Source organism: Streptomyces sp. NPDC043176 (assembly GCF_056436715.1).
This window is the reverse complement of record NZ_JBWKCA010000008.1, coordinates 116,897-139,902: the sequence shown is the minus strand read 5'-3', so window position 1 is coordinate 139,902 and position 23,006 is coordinate 116,897. Positions and strand designations below refer to the sequence as shown.

Sequence of the window (23,006 nt, the reverse complement as noted above, 5' to 3'; positions counted from 1 at the left end):
TCGTTTCCGGAACCCGGCCCCCTCTCCCTGAGCGGGCCCGTGGCCCCCTCTCGGGTCTCGGGCCCGCGCCCCGCTTCAGGGCGTGACGGCGATGTTCGTCAGGCCGTACCCGCCGGTCACCGTGTTCGAGGCGTACACCGTGGTCCCGCAGGTGCCGCTCCGGTTGGTGACGTTGATCGCGAGCCGCTGGGGACCGGTCGCGCCCGCCAGGTTCGCGTGGTTGTCCCGGAAGACCGTCCCGCAGCCCCAGCCGCTCTGCTGGCTGTGGGTCTCGAAGCCGTTGTTCGTCGTGTTCACGCCCGTGTTGCCCTCCACGAGGACGTCGTTGCCCTTCACGTCGACCCAGGAGTCGTCGTAGTTGGCGCCGGTCAGACCGCGCCCGTCGAAGGTGTTGCCGACGATGCGCGCACCGGTGGTGCCCTCCTTGATGTCGACGCTCTCGCCGCCGACGTCCGGACCGATGACGTTGTCCAGGATCTGCGCGTTGTCGCTGCGGTCCGTGAGGGTGTTGGCGGTGCCGACGTACACCCCCTCGCCCATGCCCCGGCCGTCGTTCCCCGTGTCGTAGATCCGGGAGTTCCTCAGGACGCCGTTCCTGCTGGAGTTGCGGAAGTGCACGCCCTCCATGTCCAGGTCGTGCACGGTGACCCCGTCGATCACCACACCGTCCGCGGCGTCCGCCATGATCCCCTTCTGCCCTCCGGTCACGGTGATCCCCGCGACCGCCCAGTACGAGGCGCCGTCGAGGTGCAGTCCGTAGCCGCCGCCGGCCGTCAGCACCGCGCGCGAGGAGCCGGTCAGGATGATCCGGGCCGTGGCGGTGCCCGGGACGGTGGCCTTGAAGTTGCCGGTGTACGTGCCGTCCGCGAGGTGGATCGTGTCGCCGGGACGGGCGCCCGCGAGCGCCGTCTTGAGCTGGGCGGCGGTCGAGACCTCGATGGTGGCCGCCGCGGCGGGCGTTCCGACGAGGGGGACGGCGAGGAGCGCCGGGAGCAGGGGGAGGAGCAGCGTTCGGGTGCGCATGGGGGTGCCTTCCGGACGGGAACAGGGGTGTTCCTGTATGTGCACAGTGGTCGGGGCCGTGAACGCGATGCTGTCCCGAGACGGTAGGGAGGGGCCGTGACCCTGTCAAGGTCTGGACCAGTGGGCCGCCCGGGCCGCTCCCGGCCGTAACTCCGCCGGAAGATCGCCCCGCACGGGAATGGGGGTGCCGCGCAAGGCGTTTCCAGAGAGAACACGAGGAGGAGCGGTAATCGTGCTTGATCCCCAGGATTTGTACGAATGGGACGCGAAGGGCCTGGCCGTCGTCGACCTCGCCCTGGCGCAGGAGTCGGCCGGGCTGGTCATGCTGTACCACTTCGACGGCTACATCGACGCGGGCGAGACCGGTGAGCAGATCATCGACCGCCTGCTCGACACCCTTCCGCACCAGCTGGTGGCCCGTTTCGACCACGACCGGCTCGTGGACTACCGTGCGCGCCGACCGCTGCTCACCTTCCGGCGCGACCGCTGGACCGCGTACGAGACGCCGTCCATCGAGGTCCGTCTCGTCCAGGACGCCACCGGCGCACCCTTCCTCGTCCTCTCGGGTCCCGAGCCCGACGTGGAGTGGGAGCGGTTCGCGGCCGCCGTCCGGCAGATCATCGAGCGTCTCGGCGTGCGCCTCTCCGTGAACTTCCACGGCATCCCCATGGGCGTCCCGCACACCCGCCCCGTCGGACTCACCCCGCACGGCAGCCGCACCGACCTCATGCCGGGCCACCGCAGCCCGTTCGACGAGGCCCAGGTCCCCGGCAGCGCCGAGTCCCTCGTCGAGTACCGGCTCACCGAGTCCGGACACGACACCCTCGGTGTCGCCGCGCACGTCCCGCACTACGTCGCCCGCTCTCCGTACCCGGACGCGGCCCTGACCGCACTCGAGGCCATCACCGCCGCCACGGGCCTCGTCCTTCCCGGCGTCGCCCACTCCCTCCGGACGGAGGCCCGCCGCACCCAGACCGAGATCGACCGCCAGATCGGCGAGGGCGACGAGGAGCTGGTCGCGCTCGTGCAGGGCCTTGAGCACCAGTACGACGCGGTGGCCGGCGCCGAGACGCGCGGCAGCCTGGTCGCCGAGCCGGTCGACCTGCCGTCGGCCGACGAGCTGGGCCGCGAGTTCGAGCGCTTCCTCGCCGAGCGGGAGGGCGACTCCTAGGGCCGGCGACCGCTGAGGCCTGCGACTTCCGGGACCTGTGACTCCTGGGGCCGGTGAGCGCTGGGACCTGCGACCGCTGAGGCCTGCGACTCCTGGGACCGGCGTTTCAGGGCCGGTTCGACGGGTCGGACAAGGCGGTCGCTGTCCGTGGGACGGGCCCGCGGCGTGCCGCTCCCGGGGCAGGCCCTAAGCTGCCGCTCATGCTGAAGGTGGGCCTGACCGGCGGGATCGGCGCCGGCAAGAGTGAGGTGTCACGGCTTTTCGTCTCGTACGGAGCCGTGCTGATCGACGCGGACCGGATCGCCCGCGAGGTCGTCGAGCCCGGCACCCCGGGCCTCGCGGCCGTCGTGGAGGCCTTCGGGGAGGGCATCCTCACCGAGGAGGGGACGCTCGACCGGCCCAGGCTCGGGTCCATCGTGTTCGCCGACCCCGACCGGCTCGCCACCCTCAACGCCATCGTCCACCCCCTGGTGGGGGCCCGGTCGGCGGAGCTGGAGGGCCGGGCGGGCGCCGACGACGTCGTCGTCCACGACGTGCCCCTGCTCACCGAGAACGGCCTCGCGCCGCTGTACGACCTGGTGGTCGTCGTCGACGCGTCGCCGGAGACCCAGCTCGACCGGCTGGTACGCCTCCGTGGCATGGCCGAGACCGAGGCCCGGGCCCGGATGGCCGCCCAGGCCACACGGGAGCAGCGGCTCGCCGTCGCCGACCTGGTGATCGACAACGACGGACCGCTCGACGCGCTCGCGCCGCAGGTCCGGAAGGTCTGGGACGAACTGGAGCGCCGGGCCGCGGCTCCCGCCCAGAACGGCTAGGGCCCGCCGGGCCCTGATCGGCCGGCCCCACGGCTCTCCGGCTCTGATCAGCCGGGCCGGCACCACGGCTCTCCGGCCGTGATCCGCCGGGCCGGCTTCGCGGCCTCTTGGGTCGTGCCCGACGGCAGGCTCTGAGGCGTGTCGGCGGAATGCGGTCGCGGCGTCCGGTGTTCAACCACCGGATGGAGGGGAAGGATGCCATCGTGGCCGACAGCAACCCGGAAACGCACGTCATCGACTTCCGCGCCGCCGAGCACCTGCTGGCCGCCCGGGACCCGCGTGGTGCCGTCAAGCTCCTCGACTCGGTGATCGCCGCCCACCCCGAGAACACGGCCGCGCGCCTGCTGCGCGCGAGGGCGTTCTTCGCGGCCGCCCAGCTGCGACCCGCGCAGCTGGAGTTCGAACTCGTCCTGGAGCGGGAGCCCGACAACGCGTTCGCCCACTTCGCGCTGGCCCGCACCTACGAGCGCTCCGGCCAGACCGCCCAGGCCACCCGGCACTTCCGGCTCGCCGCCGCTCTCGACCCGAAGCCGGAGTACCTCCAGGCCGCGGACTTCGACACCGGGAACTGAGGGAGGCGCCGGGTCAGCGCCGCGGGCCGCCGTGATCGGGTTCGTACGGCGGGATGTTCCGGCCCGGCTGCCAGTGCGAGCCCTGGTGGATGCGGTGCAGCACCATCGCCAGGTCGACCGCCACCACCAGGAACAGCACGCCGCAGGCCGCCGCCCAGCCGGGACGGCCGAGCAGGGAGAACACGGTCGTGCCGAAGGCCGCCCACAGCAGCCCCCACACGCTCAGCCAGAACCGCAGCCGCAGTGCGCTGCGCGCGGTGGCCGGTTCGTTGCCGCTCCGCATGACGGTCACATCCCCCGTACGGGTTTGTGAGGGGTACCACCAGCATGTACCCGCGGCGGGGGAATGTGAACGGCGTTCTTGCGGGCTTCCGGGCAGACGACGCCGGGATCCGGACGCTCCCTAGTGCACGACGGTGTAGCTGCGCCAGGGCAGGGTGTCCGGCACGATCTCGTTGCTGGTGTTGGTGGACAGGTAGGTGGACGGGCCCCGGCAGTCCCGGGTGGGGTAGAGCACGATGTCGTTCAGGGTGTTGTTCTCGACCTTGGTCACACCGGCCGGCGCCAGCCGGTGGCAGCCCTTCACGGAGGGGCTGGTCACGGTCACCAGGAACTCGCGTTCCGTCTCGTACGAGAGCGTGCCCACCGCGCTGCGGCCGAGGCCCGAGCAGCCGGCGACGGCGAGAGTGAGCAGCACGGCCCCGGTGGCGGTCGTGAGACGCCGACGAACGGACATGGCGGATCCTCTTCTGTCGTGTCGTTTCAGGCCACCATGACGCCCCCGGAGCCCGGTGTCATGCGTTGCTGGGCCAGCCGGGGGAACCACCTGACGGCCGTTGTCAGACCCCACCCGTAAGGTCGGAGGTCCACTGGGGGATCACGACGTGCACCGGGAGGAGGGCCGAGCCGTGACACACACCTGGATGGCCAGCGCAGCCGTGTTCCTGCCGGCGGCCCTTCCCAGGGAGGGCCGGATCGCGTTCTGGGCACCCGACGGGGGCACACTGCCCGAGCCCGTGGGGAGCGGTGCCGAGCGCGTCGAGCTGACCGTGGCCCGGCGGCACGGCGGCGGGGCGACGGGGCGTCCGGTGCCCGCGGTCACCCTGCCGATCGAGACCGCCCTGCCCCATCTCGTCGCGGCCCGGCACCATCCGGCGGCCCACCCCGCGACCGCCGGCTGGGGAGCCGCCGCCCTGCACGCCCTGCACCTGGCGGCCCGCGGCCGCCTGCTGCCCGGACTCACCGCGGACGACCTGGACGCCTGGCGGGCCGGGCCCCTGGACGCCGAGGACATCGCGCATCTGCGGGCCGTCGCCGCGGCCCTGCCGTACGAGGCGCACGCCGTGCCCGTCCCGGGGCGCGGGGCGCTGCGACTGCCCGAACCCGAGGCCCTCGTGCGCGCCTTCCTGGACGCGGTCGCCGACACCCTGCCCCGGACCCCGGCCGCGGCCCACGCGGTCGGGGCGCCGTTCGCGGCCCGTGCGCCCCAGCGCCTGCCCCGCGCGCGTGCCTGGGCGGCCGAGGCGGCGGCCGGGATGGACGCGGGCGTGCGCGTCTCGCTCCGTCTCGACCTCTCGGGGTACGAACTCTTCGACGTCGCGGCCGACGGGGACGGCGACGAGCGGCACGCGGCCGCCGCGCTCCTCCAGATCCACAGCCTCGCCGACCCCACCCTCGTCATCGACGCCGCGGACCTGTGGGCGGGCGACGGCGAGCACTTCGGGCCCCGCGCCCGCATCGACGCCGTCCTGGCGCTGCGCCGGGCCGCCCGTGTCTGGCCCCCGCTCTCCCGTCTCATGGAGCGGGACGTGCCCGACGTCCTCGCGGTCACCGAGAGCGAGCTGTACGAGCTCCTCGGCCCGGCCGCCGCCCGGCTCGCGGACGCCGGGGTCGCCCTCCACTGGCCGCGCGAGCTCGCCCGCTCGCTGAGCGCCTCCGCCGTCGTCCGGCCGGCCCACGCGGCGCCCGGCTCCGCGACCGACGGCACCGGCTTCTTCGACAGCGAGGAGCTCCTGCGGTTCAACTGGCAGCTCGCCCTCGACGGTGATCCGCTCACCGAGCGCGAGATGGACCTGCTGGCCGAGTCGCACCGGCCCATCGTGCGGCTGCGCGACCAGTGGGTCGTCGTCGACCCCGCGCTCGTCCGCAAGGCGCGCAAGCGGGAACTGGGCCTGCTCGAACCGGTCGACGCCCTGTCCGTCGCCCTCACCGGCACCGCCGAGGTCGACGGGGAGACCGTGCCCGCCGTCCCGGTCGGGGCGCTCGCCGCGCTCCGCGACCGCCTGCTGGCCGGCCCCGAGGACGTGCAGGCCCCGCCCGGCCTCACCGCCACCCTGCGGGACTACCAGCTCCGCGGGCTCGCCTGGCTCGACCTCATGACCTCGCTCGGCCTCGGCGGCTGCCTCGCCGACGACATGGGCCTCGGCAAGACCGTCACCCTCATCGCCCTCCACCTGCGCCGCGCCCGCCGCGCCCCCACCCTCGTCGTCTGCCCGGCCTCGCTGCTCGGCAACTGGCAGCGGGAGGTGCGGAAGTTCGCCCCCGACGTGCCCGTCCGCCGGTTCCACGGCGCCGACCGCGACCTGACCGGCACCGCGGGCGGCTTCGTCCTCACCACCTACGGCACCCTGCGCACCAGCGCCGCCGAACTGGCCGCCCGGGAATGGGGAATGGTCGTCGCCGACGAGGCGCAGCACGTCAAGAACCCGTTCTCCGCGACGGCCAGGGCGCTGCGCGAGATCCCCGCCCCCGCACGCGTCGCCCTGACCGGCACCCCCGTGGAGAACAACCTCTCCGAACTCTGGGCGCTCCTCGACTGGACCACCCCCGGACTCCTCGGACCGCTCAAGGCGTTCCGGGCCCGTCACGCCAGGGCCGTCGAGAACCACGAGGAGATCGAGCACGAGGAGGCCGTCGAGCGGCTCGCCCGGTTGGTGCGGCCCTTCCTGCTGCGCCGCCGCAAGTCCGACCCCGGCATCGTTCCCGAGCTGCCGCCCAAGACGGAGTCCGACCACCCCGTCTCCCTCACCCGGGAACAGGCCTCGCTGTACGAGGCGGTCGTCCGCGAGACCATGGAGCGGATCGAGGCGGCCGAGGGCATGGCCCGCCGGGGCCTCGTCATGAAGCTGCTGACCTCGCTCAAGCAGATCTGCAACCACCCCGCCCAGTACCTCAAGGAACAGGCCCCGCGCGGCAGCGGCACGGCCCGGCTCGCCGGCCGCTCGGGGAAGCTCGCCCTGCTCGACGAACTCCTCGACACGATCCTCGCCGAGGACGGCTCCGTGCTCGTCTTCACCCAGTACGTGTCGATGGCGAGGCTCCTCTCCGACCACCTCGCCGCGCGCGGCATCCCCGCCCAACTGCTGCACGGCGGCACCCCGGTGGCCGAGCGGGAGCGGATGGTCGACCGCTTCCAGGCCGGGGAGATCCCCGTCTTCCTGCTCTCCCTCAAGGCCGCGGGCACGGGCCTCAACCTCACCCGGGCCGGGCACGTCGTCCACTACGACCGCTGGTGGAACCCGGCCGTCGAGGAGCAGGCGACCGACCGTGCCTACCGCATCGGGCAGACCCAGCCGGTGCAGGTGCACCGGCTCGTCGCCGAGGGCACGGTCGAGGACCGCATCGCCGAGATGCTCCGCGCCAAGCGTGCCCTGGCGGACGCCGTCCTCGGCTCCGGCGAGGCCGCCCTCACCGAACTCACCGACCGGGAGCTGGCCGACCTGGTGTCCCTGAGGAGGCCCGCGTGAACCACGCCCGGGGCGCGCGCGGAGCCGCCCCCCGCCACGACGACCGCCGCCGCAGCTTCCCGCAGGTCGCACCCCGCGACGTGCCCGACGGCCGGTTCGCCGCGACCTGGTGGGGGAACGCCTGGGTCGAGGCCCTGGAGGACACCGCGCTCGACGCGGCCCGCCTCGCCCGCGGCAAGGCGTACGCCGGACGCGGGCACGTCGACGCGATCACGGTCACCCCCGGCCGGGTCGTCGCCTACGTCCACGGCAGCCGGGCCCGCCCGTACCGCACCGAGATCAGGATGCGCACGCTCGGCGACGACGGCTGGGAGCGGTTCCTCGACGAGGCCACCGCCCGGCCCGACCACATCGCCGCCCTGCTCGACAAGGACGTGCCGCACGCCCTGGAGGCGGTCACCGGACTGCTGCCCGCGGTGGGGGACCTCGTCCCCGACTGCTCCTGCCCCGACGACGGCTACCCCTGCAAGCACGCCGCGGCGCTCTGCTACCAGGCGGCCCGGCTCCTCGACGAGGACCCGTTCGTCCTCTTCCTGATGCGCGGCCGCGGGGAGCAGGAACTCCTCGCCGAACTCACCCGGCGCAACGCGGCCCGCTCCGCCGCCGAGACCACCGCGGCCGCGCCACCGATGCCCACGGTCCTCGCCCGGACCGCGCTCGCCACGCCCCCCGGTGCGTGGAGCCCGCCGCTGCCTCCCGAACTGCCGGTCCCGGACCGGCCCGGCCGGCCGGCCGTCTTCCCGCCGGACCCGCACGCCCCCGACCCGCTCGCCCTCGACCTGCTCGCCACCGAGGCCGCCGCCCGCGCCCACGTCTTCCTCGCCACCGGCCACGATCCGGTCGCCGCGCTCACCCCCTGGCAGGACGCGGTCCGGCTGGCCGCCGCGCACCCCGGTTCGGGGCTCACCGCCTCGACCCGCGCGCTCTACCGCGACCTGGCGTACGCCCTCGACCGCACGCCCACGGACCTGGCGCGCGCCGTCGCCGCCTGGCGGCAGGGCGGCGCCGCCGGCCTCGTCGTCCTGGAGGAGCCGTGGGACCCTCCGGCCGGGCCGTTCGACCGCGCCAGACCCGCGCTGATCGCCGCCGACTTCCCCGCCTTCCGCCCCTGGCGCAACCGGCTCTCCACCGAATCCCTCCAGCTCCGCCTCGGCAGGGACGGCCTCTGGTACGGCTACGAGTCGGACGCCGGGCGCGAGGACTGGTGGCCGCGCGGCGCCCCCGACCCGGACCCGGTCGGTGCCCTCACCGACCTCCTGGGGCGATGACCGGACACGCGAACGGAATCCCACTCGATGGAGTGAAACCCGTCAACGGCCGGATCCGGCGCACCCGTTTGTCGCGTTGATTCCGGTACGGGCACTCGCCCGTGTACACCTCCGGAAGGCAGGAAGCCATGAGGCAGATTCGCCGAAGTGGTCTGGCCACACTGTTGGTCACGGGTGGGGCGCTCGCGCTCTCGGCGGGCGCGGCGCACGCCGACTCCGGCGCACAGGGCGCCGCGGTCGGTTCGCCGGGCGTCGGCTCCGGCAACACGCTTCAGCTGCCGGTGCACGTGCCGGTCAACGCCTGCGGGAACACGGTCAACGTCGTCGGCCTGCTCAACCCGGCCTTCGGCAACCGCTGTGCCAACCGCTCCGCCGAGCCCGACGGGTACGGCGCGGACGAGAACGGCGGCGGCCATTCCCACAAGGACGAGGCCGCCACCCCGCGCGGCGGGGAGCAGGCCGGCGGTTCCCACGGCGGCGGGGGCGGTGCCTCCAACGGCGGCGGGGCCAACGCCGAGAGCAGCGCGGTGGGTTCCCCCGGCGTGCTCTCCGGGAACGGCCTCCAGCTGCCCGTCGACCTGCCCGTGAACCTCAGCGGGAACTCGGTCAACGTGGTCGGCATCGGCAACCCGGCCTTCGGCAACACCGCGGTCAACGGCCCCGGCAAGCCCCAGCAGCCGATCGAGGTCCCGACGCCGCGCCCGCAGACCCCCGTCCGGAACGTGCCGGTCCCGCAGGCCGAGACCGAGACCCCGCCCCCGGCCCCCGCGCCGCAGGGTGAGACGAGCTCGGTCGCGCTGGCCGCCACCGGTTCGGACGCCATCGGGTACGCCGTCCCCGCCAGCGCCGCGCTGCTGCTCGGCGGCGCCCTGATGTACCGTCGCGCGCGCCGCGCCGGAGACGGGGCCTGAGGGTCCGCCCCTCGCGGACCGGCAGCCGCGTGCCGGCGCCCGAGCCGTCAGCCGCGTCCCCGGCCGCTGGCGTCCCCCACGCCGTGACGCCAGGCCCGGAGCACCGCCTCGATGGCGGGAGCGACCCTCGTCCGGGCCTGGTGCCGGGGAACCCCCTGCATCAACAGGGTGTCGTACGGGGTGTCGACATGGCGTACGGAAGCGCGCACCGCGGCGGTGACGGCGCCGCGGTCGAGCGAGCGGCCCGCGGCCGTGCGGCCCACCCGCCCGCTTCCCTTCGCCGACGCGTGGACGGCGATCTCCGTGACCCGGTCGTCGGGGCAGGACGGGAAGAGCCGCTGGATCTCGGCCTGGAGCAGCGCGGTGATCTCGGTGTCGAGTGCCGCGCGCCGCACCGCGTCCCGGGCCCGCCGTCTGGCCCGCGCCTCGGCGTCCGCCAGGCAGGCGAGTTCCGCCCGGGCGAGCGCCGCCTCCTCGACGAGCAGGCCCTGGCGCTCGTACCGTGTCCGGCGCCGGTTGTGCCGTACCACCACGGCCCAGAGGCCGCTGTTCTCGCGGGCGCGCCGGGTGAGCGCGGTGTCGCCCCGGCGGAGGAAGACCAGGTGCCCGAGGTCGGCGCAGTCCAGGCAGACCGGTGCGTTGAACTCGACGATCATCCGCTCCAGCGGCCCCTGCCGGCACTCCGAGCAGCGGCGGCGTTTCAGCGGTTCGACGACGACGGGTGCGACGAGGTCCATGGCCGGTGCTCCCTCCGGTGCTTCCTCAGCGGACGCCGGGCGCGGCGGCGGCGATGAACGCGGCCAGCGCTTCCTTCGCCCGCTCCGAGCGACGGGCGCGGTCGGCCTCGTCCACCGCCTCGTGCATGCAGTGGGAATCGACGAAGGCCGCCTCGGCCAGCCGGCGGACCTCCGGGTCGTCGCACACCAACTGGACGCGGAAGAGTGCCTGTCGGGCGGCGGTGCGCTGCCGGTAGGAGGCGTGACGGGACTCCTCCGCCTCCTCCGATCCGGGCAGTTGGAGCGCCCGGAACCAGCGGTCGTTCTGGCTGTGCCGGTAGTCGACGACCGCGCCCGCGAAGGCGCTGTAGGTCGCGATCCGTTCCTGCCGCAGTTGTTCGGTGCGGGCGAGCGCGGCCGTGCGCTCGGTGGCCCGCCCTTGGAACCAGTGGGTGAAGACGGCACCCAACAGGGTTCCCGCCACGGCTATCAGTGCCGCATCCATGACCGGCCGCCCTCCCCGAATCGTTCGGCCTCCAGACCCGTAGATCATGACAGCAGGGAGGGCGGGGCGTCACTGGCGGTAGCTGCTCAGGAAGCGGCCGATGCGGCTGATCGCGGCGTCCAGGTCGTCGGCGTGCGGCAGGGTCAGGATGCGGAAGTGGTCCGGGCGCGGCCAGTTGAAGCCCGTCCCCTGCACGACCTGGATCTTCTCCCGCAGCAGCAGGTCGAGGACGAACTTCTCGTCGTCGTGGATCCTGTGCACGGCGGGGTCGAGGCGGGGGAAGGCGTACAGCGCCCCCTTCGGCTTCACGCAGGAGACGCCCGGGATCTCGTTGAGCTTCTCCCAGGCGCGGTCGCGCTGCTCGCGCAGCCTGCCCCCCGGCGCCGTCAGTTCGTGGATCGACTGCCGGCCGCCGAGCGCGGCCTGGATGGCGTACTGGGCGGGGGCGTTGGGGCAGAGCCGCATGGAGGCCAGCATGGTGAGGCCCTCCAGGTAGTTCCTGGCGTGCTGCCTGGGGCCGCTGACGACCAGCCAGCCGGAGCGGAAGCCGGCCACCCGGTAGGTCTTGGAGAGGCCGCCGAAGGTGAGGACGACCAGGTCGGGGGCGAGGGTGGCGGCGGGGTGGTGGACGGCGTCGTCGTAGACGATCCGGTCGTAGATCTCGTCGGCGAAGACCATCAGGCCGTGGCGCCGGGCGAGTTCGAAGATCCCTTCCAGGACCTCCTTGGGGTAGACGGCGCCCGTGGGGTTGTTGGGGTTGATGACGACGATGGCCTTGGTGCGGTCGGTGATCCTCGACGCCATGTCGTCGAGGTCCGGATACCAGTCGGCGGCCTCGTCGCACAGGTAGTGCACGGGCCTGCCGCCCGCGAGGGTGACCACCGCCGTCCACAGCGGGTAGTCCGGGGCGGGTACGAGGACCTCGTCGCCGTCCTCCAGGAGGGCCTGGACGGCCATCGAGATCAGCTCGGACACGCCGTTGCCGAGGAAGACGTCGTCGACGTCCACGTCCGGCAGGCCCATGGACTGATAGCGCTGGGCGACCGCGCGGCGGGCGGAGAGGATGCCGCGGGAGTCCGTGTAGCCGTGGGCCTTGGGGAGCATCCGGATCATGTCCTGGACGATCTCCTCGGGCGCCTCGAAGCCGAAGAGCGCCGGGTTGCCCGTGTTGAGGCGCAGGACGCTGTGGCCCGCCTCCTCCAGGGCGTTGGCCTGCTCGATCACCGGGCCGCGGATCTCGTAGCAGACCTCGTTCAGCTTGCTCGACTGCCGGAACTCCATGTCCGACCTCCCCAGGTCCCCGGAATCAGTGTTGCTTGGTTTTACCAAGTTCGAGCTTGGAAAGTCCAACAACATGTCTAGACTGCGTCGCATGCCACGTCAGCAACGCCGCCGCAGCTACGACCAGCACTGCGCCGCCGCGCGCGCCCTCGACCTCGTCGGCGACCGCTGGACCCTGCTCGTCGTCCGCGAACTCCTCGCCGGGCCGCGCCGCTACACCGACCTCCACGCCGACCTGCCCGGCGTCAGCACCGACATGCTCGCCGGCCGCCTCAAGGACATGGAGGCCGCCGGACTCGTCACCCGGCGCCGGCTGCCCCCGCCCGCCTCGGCGTACGTCTACGAACTCACCCCCCGTGGCAGGGACCTGCTGCCCGTCCTGCGCGCACTCGCCGCCTGGGGGGCACCGGACCTCGGCGAGCCGCGGCCGACCGACGCCGTCCGCGCGCACTGGTACGCCGTCCCGCTGCTCGGGGTCCTCGCCGAGCTCGGCGAGGGCGTCGTCCAAGTGACGCTGGACGAAGGCGAGTTCCACGTCCGCATCGCGGCCGACGGCAGCGCGGCCCACGGTGACGGCGTATACGGCGACGGCGCCGCCGAACGTCCCGACGCCCGGCTCAGGACCGACACGGCGACCCTCCGGGCCCTGGCCTGCGGCGACACGACCCTCGCCGAGGCCCTCGCGTCGGGGCACGCCGGCCTGGAACGGACCACGTCGGCCGCGGGGACGCGCACGTGCTGAGAGCGGACGGGGTGCGCTCGCGCTGGGCCCGGCCCGTGGCGCGCCCGCGCTGAGACCGGACGGGGAGGCCTCGCGCCGGGGCCCGGCCCGGGGGCCCGGCCCGTGACGCGCCCGCGCCGGGAGCGGTCGGGGAGCGGTCGGGCGGAGAAGGCCGGGGTGCCTTCAGGGGCGCGTTGCCGCCGGTGCCGCCGCCAGGGCCTGCGCGAGGCGGTCGCGCGCCGCCGTCTGCGCCGCGATGCGGGCGTCGAGCACGGCCAGTCGCTCACGGGCGATCTCCAGGCCGCGCGCGGACGGCGGAGCCGCCGAGACGTCCCCGTCGAGGCAGGAGCGGAAGGCGGACACGTCGTCCAGGGTCAGCCCGGCGACGAGGAGGTACCGGATGTTCGTCACCCGTGCGACGGCGCCCTCCCCGTACACCCGGTAGCCGTTGGCCGCACGGGTCGACGTGATCAGCCCCGCCGACTCGTAATGGCGCAGGGCGCGGGCCGACACCCCCGTCCGGCGGGCCAGTTCACCGATGCGCAAGGGCGCCACCTCCTCGCGCAGTCGTATCACGAGACCAGCGCGCCCCCGTCGACGGGCAGCACGGTGCCCGTCACGAAAGAGGCGTCGGGGGCGGCGAGCGCGGTGATCGCCCAGGCGACCTCCTCGGGCCTGCCGATCCGGCCCAGCGGCGTGTGCGCGAGCTGCCAGGCCCGCAGCGCCGCCCGCCGCTCGGGTGAGAGCCCCATGTGGTCGGCGATGGGGGTCTCGATCGCGCCGGGAGCGACCGCCACGACCCGGACGCCGTCCGGCGCGAGCTCCACCGCCCAGCAGCGGGTCAGCGTCTCCAGGGCGCTCTTGGTCGCCGGATAGAGGGAGTTGGCTGGCCAGCCCCGCTGCCCGACGGTCGTCGACACGTTCACCACCACGCCCCGGGACGCCCGGAGGGCGGGGACGGCGGCCTGGGTGAGCAGCACGGGGGCGACGAGGTTCGTCTCCAGGAGCGGGGTGACGACGGAGCGGTCGAGCGTGCCGAGCGGCCCGCCGGTGGAGATCCCGGCGTTGTTGACGAGGACGTCGAGGCGGCCGTGGGTGCCGACGGCGGCGCGCACGATCTCCTCGGCCGCCCCCTCGGCCGTGATGTCGGCGACGAACGGGTGGATTCCGGCGTGTCCCTCGGCGGCCTCCCGCAGCGGCGCCTCGCGGCGGCCGACGGCGACGACCGTCGCCCCCCGCCCGGCGAAGGCCCGCGCGGTGGCCCGGCCGATGCCGGTGCCCGCGCCGGTGACGACGACGACCCTGGTGGATGTGGTGGTGTCCATGCGTGCGATGGTCGAACGGTGACGCCAGTGGCAAGGTCAAGCGGGACGCGCGAACGGCGGGCAGGATGAGCGGGATGCGATACGAGGCGATCACCTGGGACCGACTGGCCGAGGCCCTGGCCGGGCGCGTCGACCCGGCCACCCCTTCCGACGGCGGCGAGTGGCTCAAGGTCGGCATCGACGGGCCGCCGGCCGCGCCCGGCGGCGAGCTGGCCGACCTGCTCGCCGAGGCGCTGCGGGCCCGCGGGCGCTCCGTCCACGTGGTCGGGACCGGCGGGTTCCTCCGCCCCGCGTCCCTCCGGTTCGAGTACGGGAAGCGGGACCCCGACGCGTACTACGACGGATGGGTCGACAACGGGGCCCTGTGGCGGGAGGTCTTCGGACCGCTCGGGCCCGGCGGCACCGGCCGCGTGCTGCCCGACCTGTGGGACCCGGTCAAGGACCGGGCGACCCGCAGCCCGTACGTGACGCTGCCGCCCGGCGGCGTGCTCGTGGTGCACGGGCCCTTCCTCCTCGGTCACTGGTTCCCCTTCGACCTCACCGTGCACCTGCGCCTGTCACCCGCCGCCCTCGCCCGGCGCACCGAGGAGCAGTGGACCCTCCCCGCCTTCGCCCGCTACGAGTCGGAGGTCGACCCGACCGGGACCGCCGACGCCGTCGTACGCGCCGACGACCCCCGCCACCCGGCCTGGACCGGCCTCGGCGGGGGCCGGGACGCGGGCTAGACGAGTAAGTCCGAAGTAGTTCGGCGCATGGAACGAGGGTCTCGTCGGTTCGTGTGTGACGACAAACCTCAAGGGCCGGTCCGGAAAGTGGAGCCGGGCGGGACTTTCCGGACCGGCCCAGGGGAGTGTCCCGTCGACCGGGCCGGAGCGGGGAGGCCCCGCGAGCCGGTCCGTTCGGCGATCAGGGACGGTAGGGTCCCCTGTCCGGCGGCCTGCCGCCCACGACCGTGACCGCCTCCGCGCCCGCGCGGCAGCCCGCCCCGGCGGCGCGCACGGGGTCCGCGCCGGCGAGCAGGGCCGCGAGGAAGGCGCCGGTGAACGCGTCGCCCGCGCCCGTCGAGTCCACGCGCCGCGCCGGGGGCACCGGGGGCGCCGCGACCCGTGCCGTGACCGCGCCGTCCTGGGCGACGACGGCGCCGGCGGCACCGAGGGTGACGACGACGAGAGGGAAGGTCCGGCTCAACTCCGCCGCCGCCGCGTCCGGTTCGGCGCCGCCGGTGAGGAACCGGGCCTCGTCGGCGTTGGGCAGCAGCACCTCCGTGCCCTTCGCGGCGGCCAGGAACCGTTCCGTGCCCAGCTGCTCCAGGAAGCCCGCAGAGGCCGGGTCGACGCTCACCGGGACGCCGGCCGCCCGGGCGTCCCGCAGGGCTCGGCGGGCCGTCTCGCGACTGGGGTCGGCGAAGAACAGGTAACCGGAGAGGTGCAGCCGGGCCGCGCCGTCGAGCAGCCCGGCGGACCAGTCGGCGGGGGAGAGGCGGAGGGCGGCGCCGCTGTCGGTCAGGAAGGTGCGCTCCGAGGTGGCGTCCACGAGCGCGATCACCGTCGCCGTGGCGGTCTCCTCGTCCGGTACGAGGAGGGGCCGCACGCCGGCCCGCCGCAGCGCCCGCTCGTGCCAGCCGGCCGCGTCGGTGCCCACCCGGCCGAGGAGCCGCACCTCCGCGTGACCGGAACGGGCCGCCCAGCAGGCGGCGTTGGCTCCGGCGCCGCCGGGGAGCGTCCGGATCTCGGCCGCCGTGTCCGTCGCGGGAGCGAGGGGCGACCTGTGCCGGGCGACGACGTCCGTGACCACGTCCCCGACGACGAGCAGCGCGCCTTCGGAGGTGCTCACCGGGCGGGGGAGGGGTGTGTCACCCGGGTGCGCGTCCCCGGCGGCTGACCTCACCGGCCGGCCGGGCCGCGCGTCCCCGCCCCTGCCGCTCCCGAGTCCGCCCCTGCCGTCCCGGTCCCTGCCGCTCCCGAGTCCGCCGTTCCCGCCCCTGCCGCTCCCGTTCCCGTCCCGCCCGTACCCGCGCCGTACGCGCCCGCGATGCTCGCCGCGAGCCGCACGTTGCCCCGTACCGCCGCGAGGTTCGCCTCCAGGGACGCCCCCTCGGTGTGCACCGTCAGGTGTTCGAGCAGGAACGGGGTCACCGCCTGGCCCGTGATGCCCTTCTCCTTCGCCGCCGCGAGGGCCTGGGCCAGCACCCGGTCGTGCAGGGCGGGGTCCAACTGCTCGGCCTCCGGGACCGGGTTGGCGACGACGAGCGCCGCCGGGGGGCCGCCGAGCGCGTCCTGGGACCGCATGACCGCCGCCACCTCGGCCGGGGTGCGCAGGGTCCAGTCGACGGGTTCGCCCGAGGAGGAGAGGTAGAAGCCGGGGAAGCGGTCCGTGCCGTACCCGACGACCGTCACGCCGAGCGTCTCCAGGCGCTGGAGCGTCGCGGGCACGTCGAGGATCGACTTGACCCCGGCGCACACGACGGTGATCCCGACCCGGGCGAGCAGTCGCAGGTCGGCGGACTCGTCCTGCGTCTCGCTCCACTCCCGGTGCACCCCGCCGAGGCCGCCGGTCGCGAACACCCGTATGCCGGCGGCGGCCGCGAGCCAGGCCGTCGCCGAGACCGTGGTCGCCCCGGTGGCGCCGGCCGCCAGGGCCGGGGCCAGATCGCGGTGCCCCAGCTTCCGTACCGCCGGGTCCTCGGCGATCCGGGTCAGGGCCGTCCGGCCGAGGCCCACTCTGGCCGTGCCGTCGACCACCGCGACGGTGGCCGGGACGGCGCCCCCGGCGCGTACCAGCTCCTCCAGCTCCAGCGCCACGGCGAGGTTGCGCGGGCGCGGCAGGCCGTGGGCGATGATCGTCGACTCGAGCGCGACGACGGGGCGGCCCTCGTGGAGCGCCTCCCGTACCTCTTCGGACACCTGTGTGGACATGTCCCATTCCTTGGCGCGCCCACGGGCCGCGCAAACCTCGTGGGCGACCTCTCGCCACGGAGTGGCCGGTGCCTGCGGAATCCGTCACGGGCGGCCCGGCGCGACCGGCGGCGGGGTCCGCCGCACCCACCGGACGCTGCGCCGAAGGCCGTCTGCGGATTTCGTCGTCGCGTCGGTGTTCGGGCATCACTCCTGGTGAGAGACGAAACGGAGGGTGTTATTCCAGCCGGTCCCGGCCGTGGGGCGGCCGTGGACCCCCGCTACAGTCACCGCCCATGACCACACATGACCTGCCTTCCTTCGCCGTGCACGTCCCTGACGCCGAGCTCGAGGCGGAGCCGCTGGACCCCGGCCAGATCGTCTCCGGCACGCCCGAGGTGACCGGCAAGGTGCTGTGGGAGTCGGCGGACGGAAAGCAGCTGCGCGGCATCTGGCAGATCACCCCCGGCGTCGTCACCGACACGGAGGCCGACGAGCTGTTCGTGGTGGTCTCCGGGCGTGCGACCGTCGCCGTCGAGGGCGGCGAGACGATGGAGATCGGCCCCGGCGACGCCTGCGTGCTGCGCGAGGGCGACCGGACCACCTGGACCGTGCACGAGACCCTTCGCAAGGCGTACCACATCAGCCTCTGAACCGCCGGGGCCGCCGGGCGGTCAAGAGTCTGGTAGGAAACCTTCCTATCCGATAGCATCCCCGGCGGCGGCTTGGCGCGGCGCCCGATCCAGGGGCGTGACGCGCTCAGCGAGAGCTCTGACCCGGCCGCCGAGCACCACCCCACCGCGTGGCGCCCGAATCGCCACAGGCCGGCCGCCCGCGCCCGCGATCCCCGCGGGACGGGCGCCGGCCCGCGCGGACGGGCCGTGGTGCGCCGCACCGGTGTCCAGCTCTCGCCACCCCTCAGGCCAGGGAGCCCAGGTATGCGCCTGTACGCCTCCGCCCCACCCCTCCGCCCCGCCAACCGCCTCGGCCTCGTCCTCGCGGCCGTCCTGCTCCTCGTCGGCGGGCTCGTGCTCGCCCTCCCGGACCGGGCCGCCGCGGCCGACTCCCTGATCTCCCAGGGACGGCCCGCCACCTCCTCCTCCGTCGAGGACTCCACCTTCGGCCCGGAGAAGGCCTTCGACGGCATCTCCACCACCCGCTGGGCCAGCACCGAAGGCGTCGACCCCCAGTGGATCAAGGTCGACCTCGGTCCCTCGGCGACCGTCTCCCGCGTCAAGCTCGTCTGGGAGGCCGCCTACGCCAAGGCCTACCGCGTCGAGATCTCCGCCGACGGCAGCACCTGGACCCGTCTCGCCACCGAGACCGCCGGGAACGGCGGCACCGACGACTGGACCGGCCTCACCGGAACCGGCCGCTACCTCCGTGTGTACGGGACCGCCCGCGGCACCTCGTACGGCTACTCGCTCTACACGGTGGAGGTCTACGGCACCACCTCCACCACGCCCCCGCCCGGCGGCGCCTTCACCGTCGTCGCGGCCGGCGACATCGCCGCCCAGTGCACGGCCTCCAGCAGCTCCTGCGCCCACCCCAAGACCGCCGCACTGGCCCAGCGGATCGCGCCCTCCTTCTACCTGACGATGGGCGACAACCAGTACGACGACGCCCTGCTCTCCGACTTCCGCGCCTACTACGACAAGACCTGGGGCGTCTTCAAGGCGAAGACCCGGCCCGTCCCCGGCAACCACGAGACCTACGACCCCGCCGGCCCGCTCGCCGGCTACAAGTCCTACTTCGGCGCGATCGCCTACCCGCAGGGCAAGCCCTACTACAGCTACGACCAGGGCAACTGGCACTTCGTCGCCCTCGACTCCAACTCCTTCGACGACGCCGCCCAGATCCAGTGGCTCAAGGACGACCTCGCGCGGAACACCAAGGGCTGCATCGCCGCCTACTTCCACCACCCGCTGTACTCCTCCGGCGGCCACGGCAACGACCCGGTCTCCAAGCCCGTCTGGCAGATCCTGTACGGCGCCAAGGCCGACCTCGTCCTCAACGGGCACGACCACCACTACGAGCGCTTCGCCCCGCAGGACCCGAGCGGGCGGGCCACCGCCGACGGCATCGTCGAGATCGTCGGCGGCATGGGCGGCGCCGAACCCTACGACATCGAGACGGTCCAGCCGAACAGCCAGAAGCGGATCAGCGGCCCCTACGGCGTCCTGAAGCTGGACCTCACCGACACCACCTACACCTGGCAGTACGTCGGCACCGACGACCAGGTCAAGGACTCCGGCCCGACCTACACCTGCCACTGATGTACCTCGCGACCACCGGTCGCCGCGACGCGCCGCCCGCCCCTTCGGGGGTCCGGCGGCGCGTCCCCGGCACCGTCCTCGCCCTCGGCGCGGTCAGCCTGGTCACCGACGTCTCCTCGGAGATGGTGACCGCCGTCCTGCCGCTGTACCTGGTCCTCGGACTCGGCCTCTCCCCCCTCCAGTTCGGGCTGCTCGACGGCCTGTCCACCGGCGCCACCGCGCTCGTACGGCTCCTCGGCGGGGCCACCGCCGACCGCGGCGGCCGCCACAAGCTCGTCGCCGGGCTCGGCTACGCCCTCTCCGCCTGCTCCCGGCTCGGCCTCCTCCTCGCGGGCGCCGCGACCGGGGGGATCGCCACCGCGCTCGCCGCGGACCGGCTCGGCAAGGGCGTGCGGACCGCGCCGCGCGACGCGCTCATCACCCTGCACAGCCCGCCGGAGGACCTGGGCCGCGCCTTCGGCACGCACCGCGCCATGGACACCACGGGCGCGCTCCTCGGCCCCCTCGCCGCGTTCGCCCTCCTGTCGGCGACGGCCGAGGCGTACGAGGCCGTCTTCGCCGTCAGCTTCTGCGTCGGCGCGTTCGGCGTCCTGCTGTGGCTGCTCCTGGTCCCCGGACGGCGAAGCACACCGCCCCGCCCCGATCCGCCCGGCCCGGCGGGCACGCGCACCGCTCCCGCCCCGCCACGCGCGCGTGGCGGCCTCCTCGCCGCGCCGCGCTCGCCCGCGTACCGCCGGATCGTGCTCTGCGCCGCCCTCCTCGGGGCCGCCACCGTCGGCGACTCCTTCCTCTACCTGCTCCTCCAGCGCCGGCTCGACCTCGACGCGACCTGGTTCCCGTTCCTGCCGCTCGGCGCGGCCGCCGTCTACCTGCTGCTCGCCGTCCCGGCCGGACGTCTCGCCGACCGCACGGGACGCCGCCGACCACTCCTGTACGGCCACGGGGCGCTGCTCCTGGCCTACGGGCTGCTCCTGGCGCCGCTGCCCGGCGGCGCGGTCCTGGCCGGCGTCCTCGGGCTGCTCGGGGTCTTCTACGCCGCCACCGACGGCGTCCTGATGGCCCTGGCCGGGCCCTTCCTCACCGAGGGGCGCCAGGCCGGCGGCCTGGCGCTCGTCCAGACCGCCCAGGCGCTCGCCCGGGTCGGCGCCGCCGTCGCCTTCGGGGCCCTGTGGACGGCGCGCGGCCCCGAGACCGCCCTCGTGGTCGCGCTCGTCGCCCTCGCGGCCGCCCTGTGCTGCGCCGCCCGCCTCCTGCCCGAGGCGCCCCGGGCCCCCGCCGACCCCACGCCCCTCCGAGAGGACTGACCCCATGAACGCCCCGACCGGTGACCGCCTCTCCGCACGCGCGCGCGTGGGCGTCATCGTCCTCGCCCTCCTCCTGCTGGGCGGCGGCGCCACGGCCTACACCCTGCGGGCGGCCTCCGGGCGGCAGGCCGCCACCGGCACCGCCGACGCCGGCTTCACCCTCGACGGCGGCGCGGCGCTCTACGCCCGGGACACCGCCAGCGGGCGCATCGCGCGCGTGGACCCGTCCGCGCCAGGCGGGCGGGTCGCCGGCGGCCCCTCCTGCGACCGCTTCCACGCCGCCGGCCCCACCGCCCTCTGCCTCCAGCGACGGCCGGGCGTACCGGCCCGCTCGTACGTCCTCGTACTCGACCGGCACCTGCGCGAGCTGCGCCGCATCGCCCTGCCCGGCATCCCCAGCCGGGCCAGGGTCTCCGCCTCGGGACAGATGCTCTCCTGGACGATGTTCGCGACCGGCGACTCCTACGCGCGCTCGTCGTTCTCCACCCGCACCTCGATCCTCGACCTGCGCACCGGCTACCTGGTGAAGAACATCGAGCAGATCCCGCTCACCCTCGGCGGGCGCCGCCACCACGCCCCGGACGTCAACTACTGGGGCGTCACGTTCGCCGCCGACGACAACCGCTTCTACGCCACGGTGTCCACCGGCGGCCGCACCCACCTCGTCGAGGGGGACATGCGGTCCTGGTCGGCACGGGCGCTGCGGGAGAACACCGAATGCCCGTCACTGTCCCCGGACGGCACCCGCATCGCCTTCAAGAAGCGGGTCTCGGACGGTCCGCGCGAGCCGTGGCGGCTGTACGTGTACGACCTCCGCTCCGGCCGCGAGCACCCGGTCGCCGAGCGGCGCGGCATCGACGACCAGGCCCTGTGGACGGACGGGGAGACCCTCGCGTACGGCTACGGGGGAGGGGTCTGGTCGGTTCCCGCGGACGGCTCGGGCGCCCCGCGCCGGCTCGTGAGCGGTGCCTCCTCCCCGGCGGCCCCGCGCTGAAGGGCCGGGCCGGGCCGGGGCACGGCGTGCCCGGCGGGGCTGCCACGGCGCGCCCCGGTGTGCCACGTCGTGCTGTGCGGTGTCGTGTCGTCCCGCGTCACGTCGTGTCGTGCCGTCCGGCCCGGTTCGTCGCCCGGGCCGTACGGCGGACGGTCTCAGGCCTTCCGGAGCACGTTCCGCACCGCGAGCGCCGCCATCGGCAGGAGCAGGCAGGCGGCGATCGCGTTCAGCGGACCGTAGCCCGCCTGCGAGACGATCAGGCCCGCGGCGAGTCCGCCGAGGCCGGCGGCGGTGTTCATGACGAAGTCGGAGAGTCCCTGGACCGCGGCCCGCGCCTCCTGCGGCACCGAGTCCGTGAGCAGGGCCGAACCGGACACCAGCCCCGCGGACCAGCCGAGGCCCAGGACGAAGAGCCCCGCGGCGGTCCGGCCGTGACTCGGCCCGGCGGTGCCCGCGACGAGGGCGGCGACACCGAGGAGCCCGACGGCGAGGCCGATGACGGACAGCCGGCCGAGCCGGTCGGACAGCCAGCCCATCACGGGAGAGAAGGCGTACATGCCCGCGATGTGGCCGCTGATGACCAGCCCGATCAACTGGATGTCCGCGCCGTGGTGGGTGAGGGCCACCGGCGTCATCGACATGATCGACACCATCGCGGTGTGCGAGACGGCGACGGTGACCAGCGCGAGGCGGGCCGTCGGCGACTCCCGCACCGCCCGCATGCCGGCGCGCAGCGACCGGCCCTCCGCGGCCTTGCCCGCCTCGGCGCCGCTCAGCGCGCGGGCGGTGAGGAGCGGGTCGGGCCGCAGCAGCAGGGCGACCAGGGCCGCCGCGACGACGAAGACGCCGGCGGCCCAGACGAACGGGCCCGCCGCGGCCGGGATGCCGAGACCGGAGACGCTCTCCCCGGCCGGTGCGGCGATGTTCGGACCGAGCACCGCCCCGATGGTCGTCGCCCACACCACGGTGGAGATGGCCCGTGCCCTGCGGTCCGGTTCGGCCAGGTCGGCCGCGGCGAAGCGGGCCGCCAGGTTGGCCGAGGACCCGGCCCCGAAGCCGACGAGGCCCACGAGCAGCAGGGGGAAGCTCTCGACGACCGCCCCCAGCACCGCGACCCCGGCACCGACGGCCCCGAGGAGGTACGCGAGGACGAGCCCGGCCCGGCGTCCGCGCGAGGCCATCAGGGACGCCAGCGGCATCGCGAGCAGGGCGGGTCCCGCCACGGTCGCCGTCGAGGCGAGCCCGGACAGCGCCTCGGAACCGCTCACGTCCCTGGCCAGGACGGCGGCGAGCGCGATGCCGGTGGCGATGCCGAGGCCGCCGAGGATCTGGGTGCCGATCAGTACCGCCTGGATGCGACGGCGCAGCGCCGGCAACTCGGCGTCGGTGACGGGTATGTGCTCGGGCAGCGTGGCTTCGGGAGCATCGGAGGTGTGGGTCACTCGCGTGAGTGTGCCAGCCGTCTCACCCGAGGGGAAAGGTCC

General features: G+C 74.6%; 23 protein-coding genes. 12 read left to right on the top strand and 11 right to left on the bottom strand.

Annotated features, from left to right (window positions below):
* Positions 1-75 precede the first annotated feature (75 nt).
* Entirely contained in the window at positions 76-1,023 is a 948-nt protein-coding gene (locus AC067A_RS15735) for a right-handed parallel beta-helix repeat-containing protein (protein ID WP_478619944.1), read from the bottom strand.
* 232 nt (positions 1,024-1,255) lie between these two features.
* Between AC067A_RS15735 and AC067A_RS15730 the strand changes: the two genes are divergently transcribed.
* The 3 genes from AC067A_RS15730 (at position 1,256) to AC067A_RS15720 (ending at position 3,581) form a co-directional block, all read left to right on the top strand.
* Positions 1,256-2,194 (top strand): PAC2 family protein, encoded by a 939-nt coding sequence (locus tag AC067A_RS15730; RefSeq protein ID WP_478619941.1) that lies wholly within the window; start codon positions 1,256-1,258, stop codon positions 2,192-2,194.
* Between the two features lie 200 nt (positions 2,195-2,394).
* Positions 2,395-3,009 (top strand): dephospho-CoA kinase, encoded by a 615-nt coding sequence (gene coaE, locus AC067A_RS15725; protein ID WP_478619938.1) that lies wholly within the window; start codon positions 2,395-2,397, stop codon positions 3,007-3,009.
* Positions 3,010-3,212: 203 nt separating this feature from the next.
* The gene (locus AC067A_RS15720; RefSeq protein ID WP_478619935.1) at positions 3,213-3,581 is read left to right on the top strand and encodes a tetratricopeptide repeat protein; all 369 of its coding nucleotides are present in this window, start codon (positions 3,213-3,215) and stop codon (positions 3,579-3,581) included.
* Positions 3,582-3,594: 13 nt separating this feature from the next.
* Here AC067A_RS15720 and AC067A_RS15715 read toward each other — a convergent pair whose 3' ends face one another.
* Together AC067A_RS15715 and AC067A_RS15710 are read right to left on the bottom strand one after the other, a co-directional pair.
* Positions 3,595-3,864 carry a DUF6343 family protein gene (locus AC067A_RS15715; RefSeq protein WP_478619932.1) on the bottom strand — a complete coding sequence of 90 codons (270 nt, stop codon included), beginning with the start codon at positions 3,862-3,864 and terminating at the stop codon, positions 3,595-3,597.
* Positions 3,865-3,984: 120 nt separating this feature from the next.
* The gene (locus AC067A_RS15710) at positions 3,985-4,317 is read right to left on the bottom strand and encodes a hypothetical protein (protein ID WP_478619929.1); all 333 of its coding nucleotides are present in this window, start codon (positions 4,315-4,317) and stop codon (positions 3,985-3,987) included.
* 187 nt (positions 4,318-4,504) lie between these two features.
* On the opposite strand from AC067A_RS15710, the gene AC067A_RS15705 reads away from it, so the two are divergent.
* The 3 genes from AC067A_RS15705 (at position 4,505) to AC067A_RS15695 (ending at position 9,506) form a co-directional block, all read left to right on the top strand.
* Positions 4,505-7,327: a DEAD/DEAH box helicase gene (locus AC067A_RS15705; protein WP_478620432.1), complete on the top strand. Its 2,823-nt coding sequence runs from the start codon at positions 4,505-4,507 to the stop codon at positions 7,325-7,327.
* Entirely contained in the window at positions 7,324-8,595 is a 1,272-nt protein-coding gene (locus AC067A_RS15700) for an SWIM zinc finger family protein (RefSeq protein WP_478619926.1), read from the top strand. The genes AC067A_RS15705 and AC067A_RS15700 overlap by 4 nt, the downstream gene beginning before the upstream one ends.
* 128 nt (positions 8,596-8,723) lie before the next feature.
* Positions 8,724-9,506, top strand: coding sequence for a chaplin (locus AC067A_RS15695; RefSeq protein WP_478619923.1), 783 nt, complete (start codon positions 8,724-8,726; stop codon positions 9,504-9,506).
* 47 nt (positions 9,507-9,553) lie between these two features.
* Here AC067A_RS15695 and AC067A_RS15690 read toward each other — a convergent pair whose 3' ends face one another.
* The 3 genes from AC067A_RS15690 to AC067A_RS15680 form a co-directional block, all read right to left on the bottom strand.
* Complete coding sequence (locus tag AC067A_RS15690; RefSeq protein ID WP_478619920.1) at positions 9,554-10,243, bottom strand: DUF2293 domain-containing protein; 690 nt, start codon at positions 10,241-10,243, stop codon at positions 9,554-9,556.
* Between the two features lie 25 nt (positions 10,244-10,268).
* Entirely contained in the window at positions 10,269-10,727 is a 459-nt protein-coding gene (locus AC067A_RS15685; protein ID WP_478619917.1) for a hypothetical protein, read from the bottom strand.
* Positions 10,728-10,796: 69 nt separating this feature from the next.
* Positions 10,797-12,008, bottom strand: a complete 1,212-nt coding sequence (locus AC067A_RS15680) for a pyridoxal phosphate-dependent aminotransferase (protein WP_478619914.1) — start codon at positions 12,006-12,008, stop codon at positions 10,797-10,799.
* Between the two features lie 91 nt (positions 12,009-12,099).
* On the opposite strand from AC067A_RS15680, the gene AC067A_RS15675 reads away from it, so the two are divergent.
* Positions 12,100-12,750 carry a winged helix-turn-helix transcriptional regulator gene (locus tag AC067A_RS15675; RefSeq protein WP_478619911.1) on the top strand — a complete coding sequence of 217 codons (651 nt, stop codon included), beginning with the start codon at positions 12,100-12,102 and terminating at the stop codon, positions 12,748-12,750.
* A gap of 162 nt (positions 12,751-12,912) precedes the next feature.
* Here AC067A_RS15675 and AC067A_RS15670 read toward each other — a convergent pair whose 3' ends face one another.
* Complete coding sequence (locus tag AC067A_RS15670; protein WP_478619908.1) at positions 12,913-13,275, bottom strand: MerR family transcriptional regulator; 363 nt, start codon at positions 13,273-13,275, stop codon at positions 12,913-12,915.
* A gap of 26 nt (positions 13,276-13,301) precedes the next feature.
* The gene (locus AC067A_RS15665) at positions 13,302-14,054 is read right to left on the bottom strand and encodes an SDR family NAD(P)-dependent oxidoreductase (protein WP_478619905.1); all 753 of its coding nucleotides are present in this window, start codon (positions 14,052-14,054) and stop codon (positions 13,302-13,304) included.
* Positions 14,055-14,128: 74 nt separating this feature from the next.
* On the opposite strand from AC067A_RS15665, the gene AC067A_RS15660 reads away from it, so the two are divergent.
* Positions 14,129-14,779: a nucleoside/nucleotide kinase family protein gene (locus AC067A_RS15660; RefSeq protein WP_478619902.1), complete on the top strand. Its 651-nt coding sequence runs from the start codon at positions 14,129-14,131 to the stop codon at positions 14,777-14,779.
* A 181-nt stretch (positions 14,780-14,960) separates the two neighbouring features.
* Here AC067A_RS15660 and AC067A_RS15655 read toward each other — a convergent pair whose 3' ends face one another.
* On the bottom strand, positions 14,961-15,887 hold the full coding sequence (locus AC067A_RS15655) for a carbohydrate kinase family protein (protein ID WP_478619899.1): 927 nt from the start codon (positions 15,885-15,887) through the stop codon (positions 14,961-14,963).
* 50 nt (positions 15,888-15,937) lie between these two features.
* Positions 15,938-16,969 carry a pseudouridine-5'-phosphate glycosidase gene (locus AC067A_RS15650; RefSeq protein WP_478619896.1) on the bottom strand — a complete coding sequence of 344 codons (1,032 nt, stop codon included), beginning with the start codon at positions 16,967-16,969 and terminating at the stop codon, positions 15,938-15,940.
* 275 nt (positions 16,970-17,244) lie between these two features.
* Between AC067A_RS15650 and AC067A_RS15645 the strand changes: the two genes are divergently transcribed.
* The 4 genes from AC067A_RS15645 to AC067A_RS15630 all read left to right on the top strand — a co-directional run bounded on the left by AC067A_RS15645 (position 17,245) and on the right by AC067A_RS15630 (position 21,522).
* A complete protein-coding gene (locus tag AC067A_RS15645) occupies positions 17,245-17,601 on the top strand; it encodes a cupin domain-containing protein (RefSeq protein WP_478619893.1) in 357 nt (118 codons plus the stop codon).
* A gap of 285 nt (positions 17,602-17,886) precedes the next feature.
* Positions 17,887-19,224, top strand: a complete 1,338-nt coding sequence (locus tag AC067A_RS15640; RefSeq protein ID WP_478619891.1) for a discoidin domain-containing protein — start codon at positions 17,887-17,889, stop codon at positions 19,222-19,224.
* Positions 19,224-20,528 carry an MFS transporter gene (locus AC067A_RS15635; protein WP_478619888.1) on the top strand — a complete coding sequence of 435 codons (1,305 nt, stop codon included), beginning with the start codon at positions 19,224-19,226 and terminating at the stop codon, positions 20,526-20,528. Before AC067A_RS15640 ends, AC067A_RS15635 begins: the two co-directional genes overlap by 1 nt.
* A 4-nt stretch (positions 20,529-20,532) precedes the next feature.
* Complete coding sequence (locus AC067A_RS15630; protein WP_478619885.1) at positions 20,533-21,522, top strand: TolB family protein; 990 nt, start codon at positions 20,533-20,535, stop codon at positions 21,520-21,522.
* A 155-nt stretch (positions 21,523-21,677) separates the two neighbouring features.
* On the opposite strand, the gene AC067A_RS15625 is transcribed toward AC067A_RS15630, so the two are convergent.
* Positions 21,678-22,964 carry an MFS transporter gene (locus tag AC067A_RS15625; protein ID WP_478619883.1) on the bottom strand — a complete coding sequence of 429 codons (1,287 nt, stop codon included), beginning with the start codon at positions 22,962-22,964 and terminating at the stop codon, positions 21,678-21,680.
* Between the last annotated feature and the right edge of the window lie 42 nt (positions 22,965-23,006).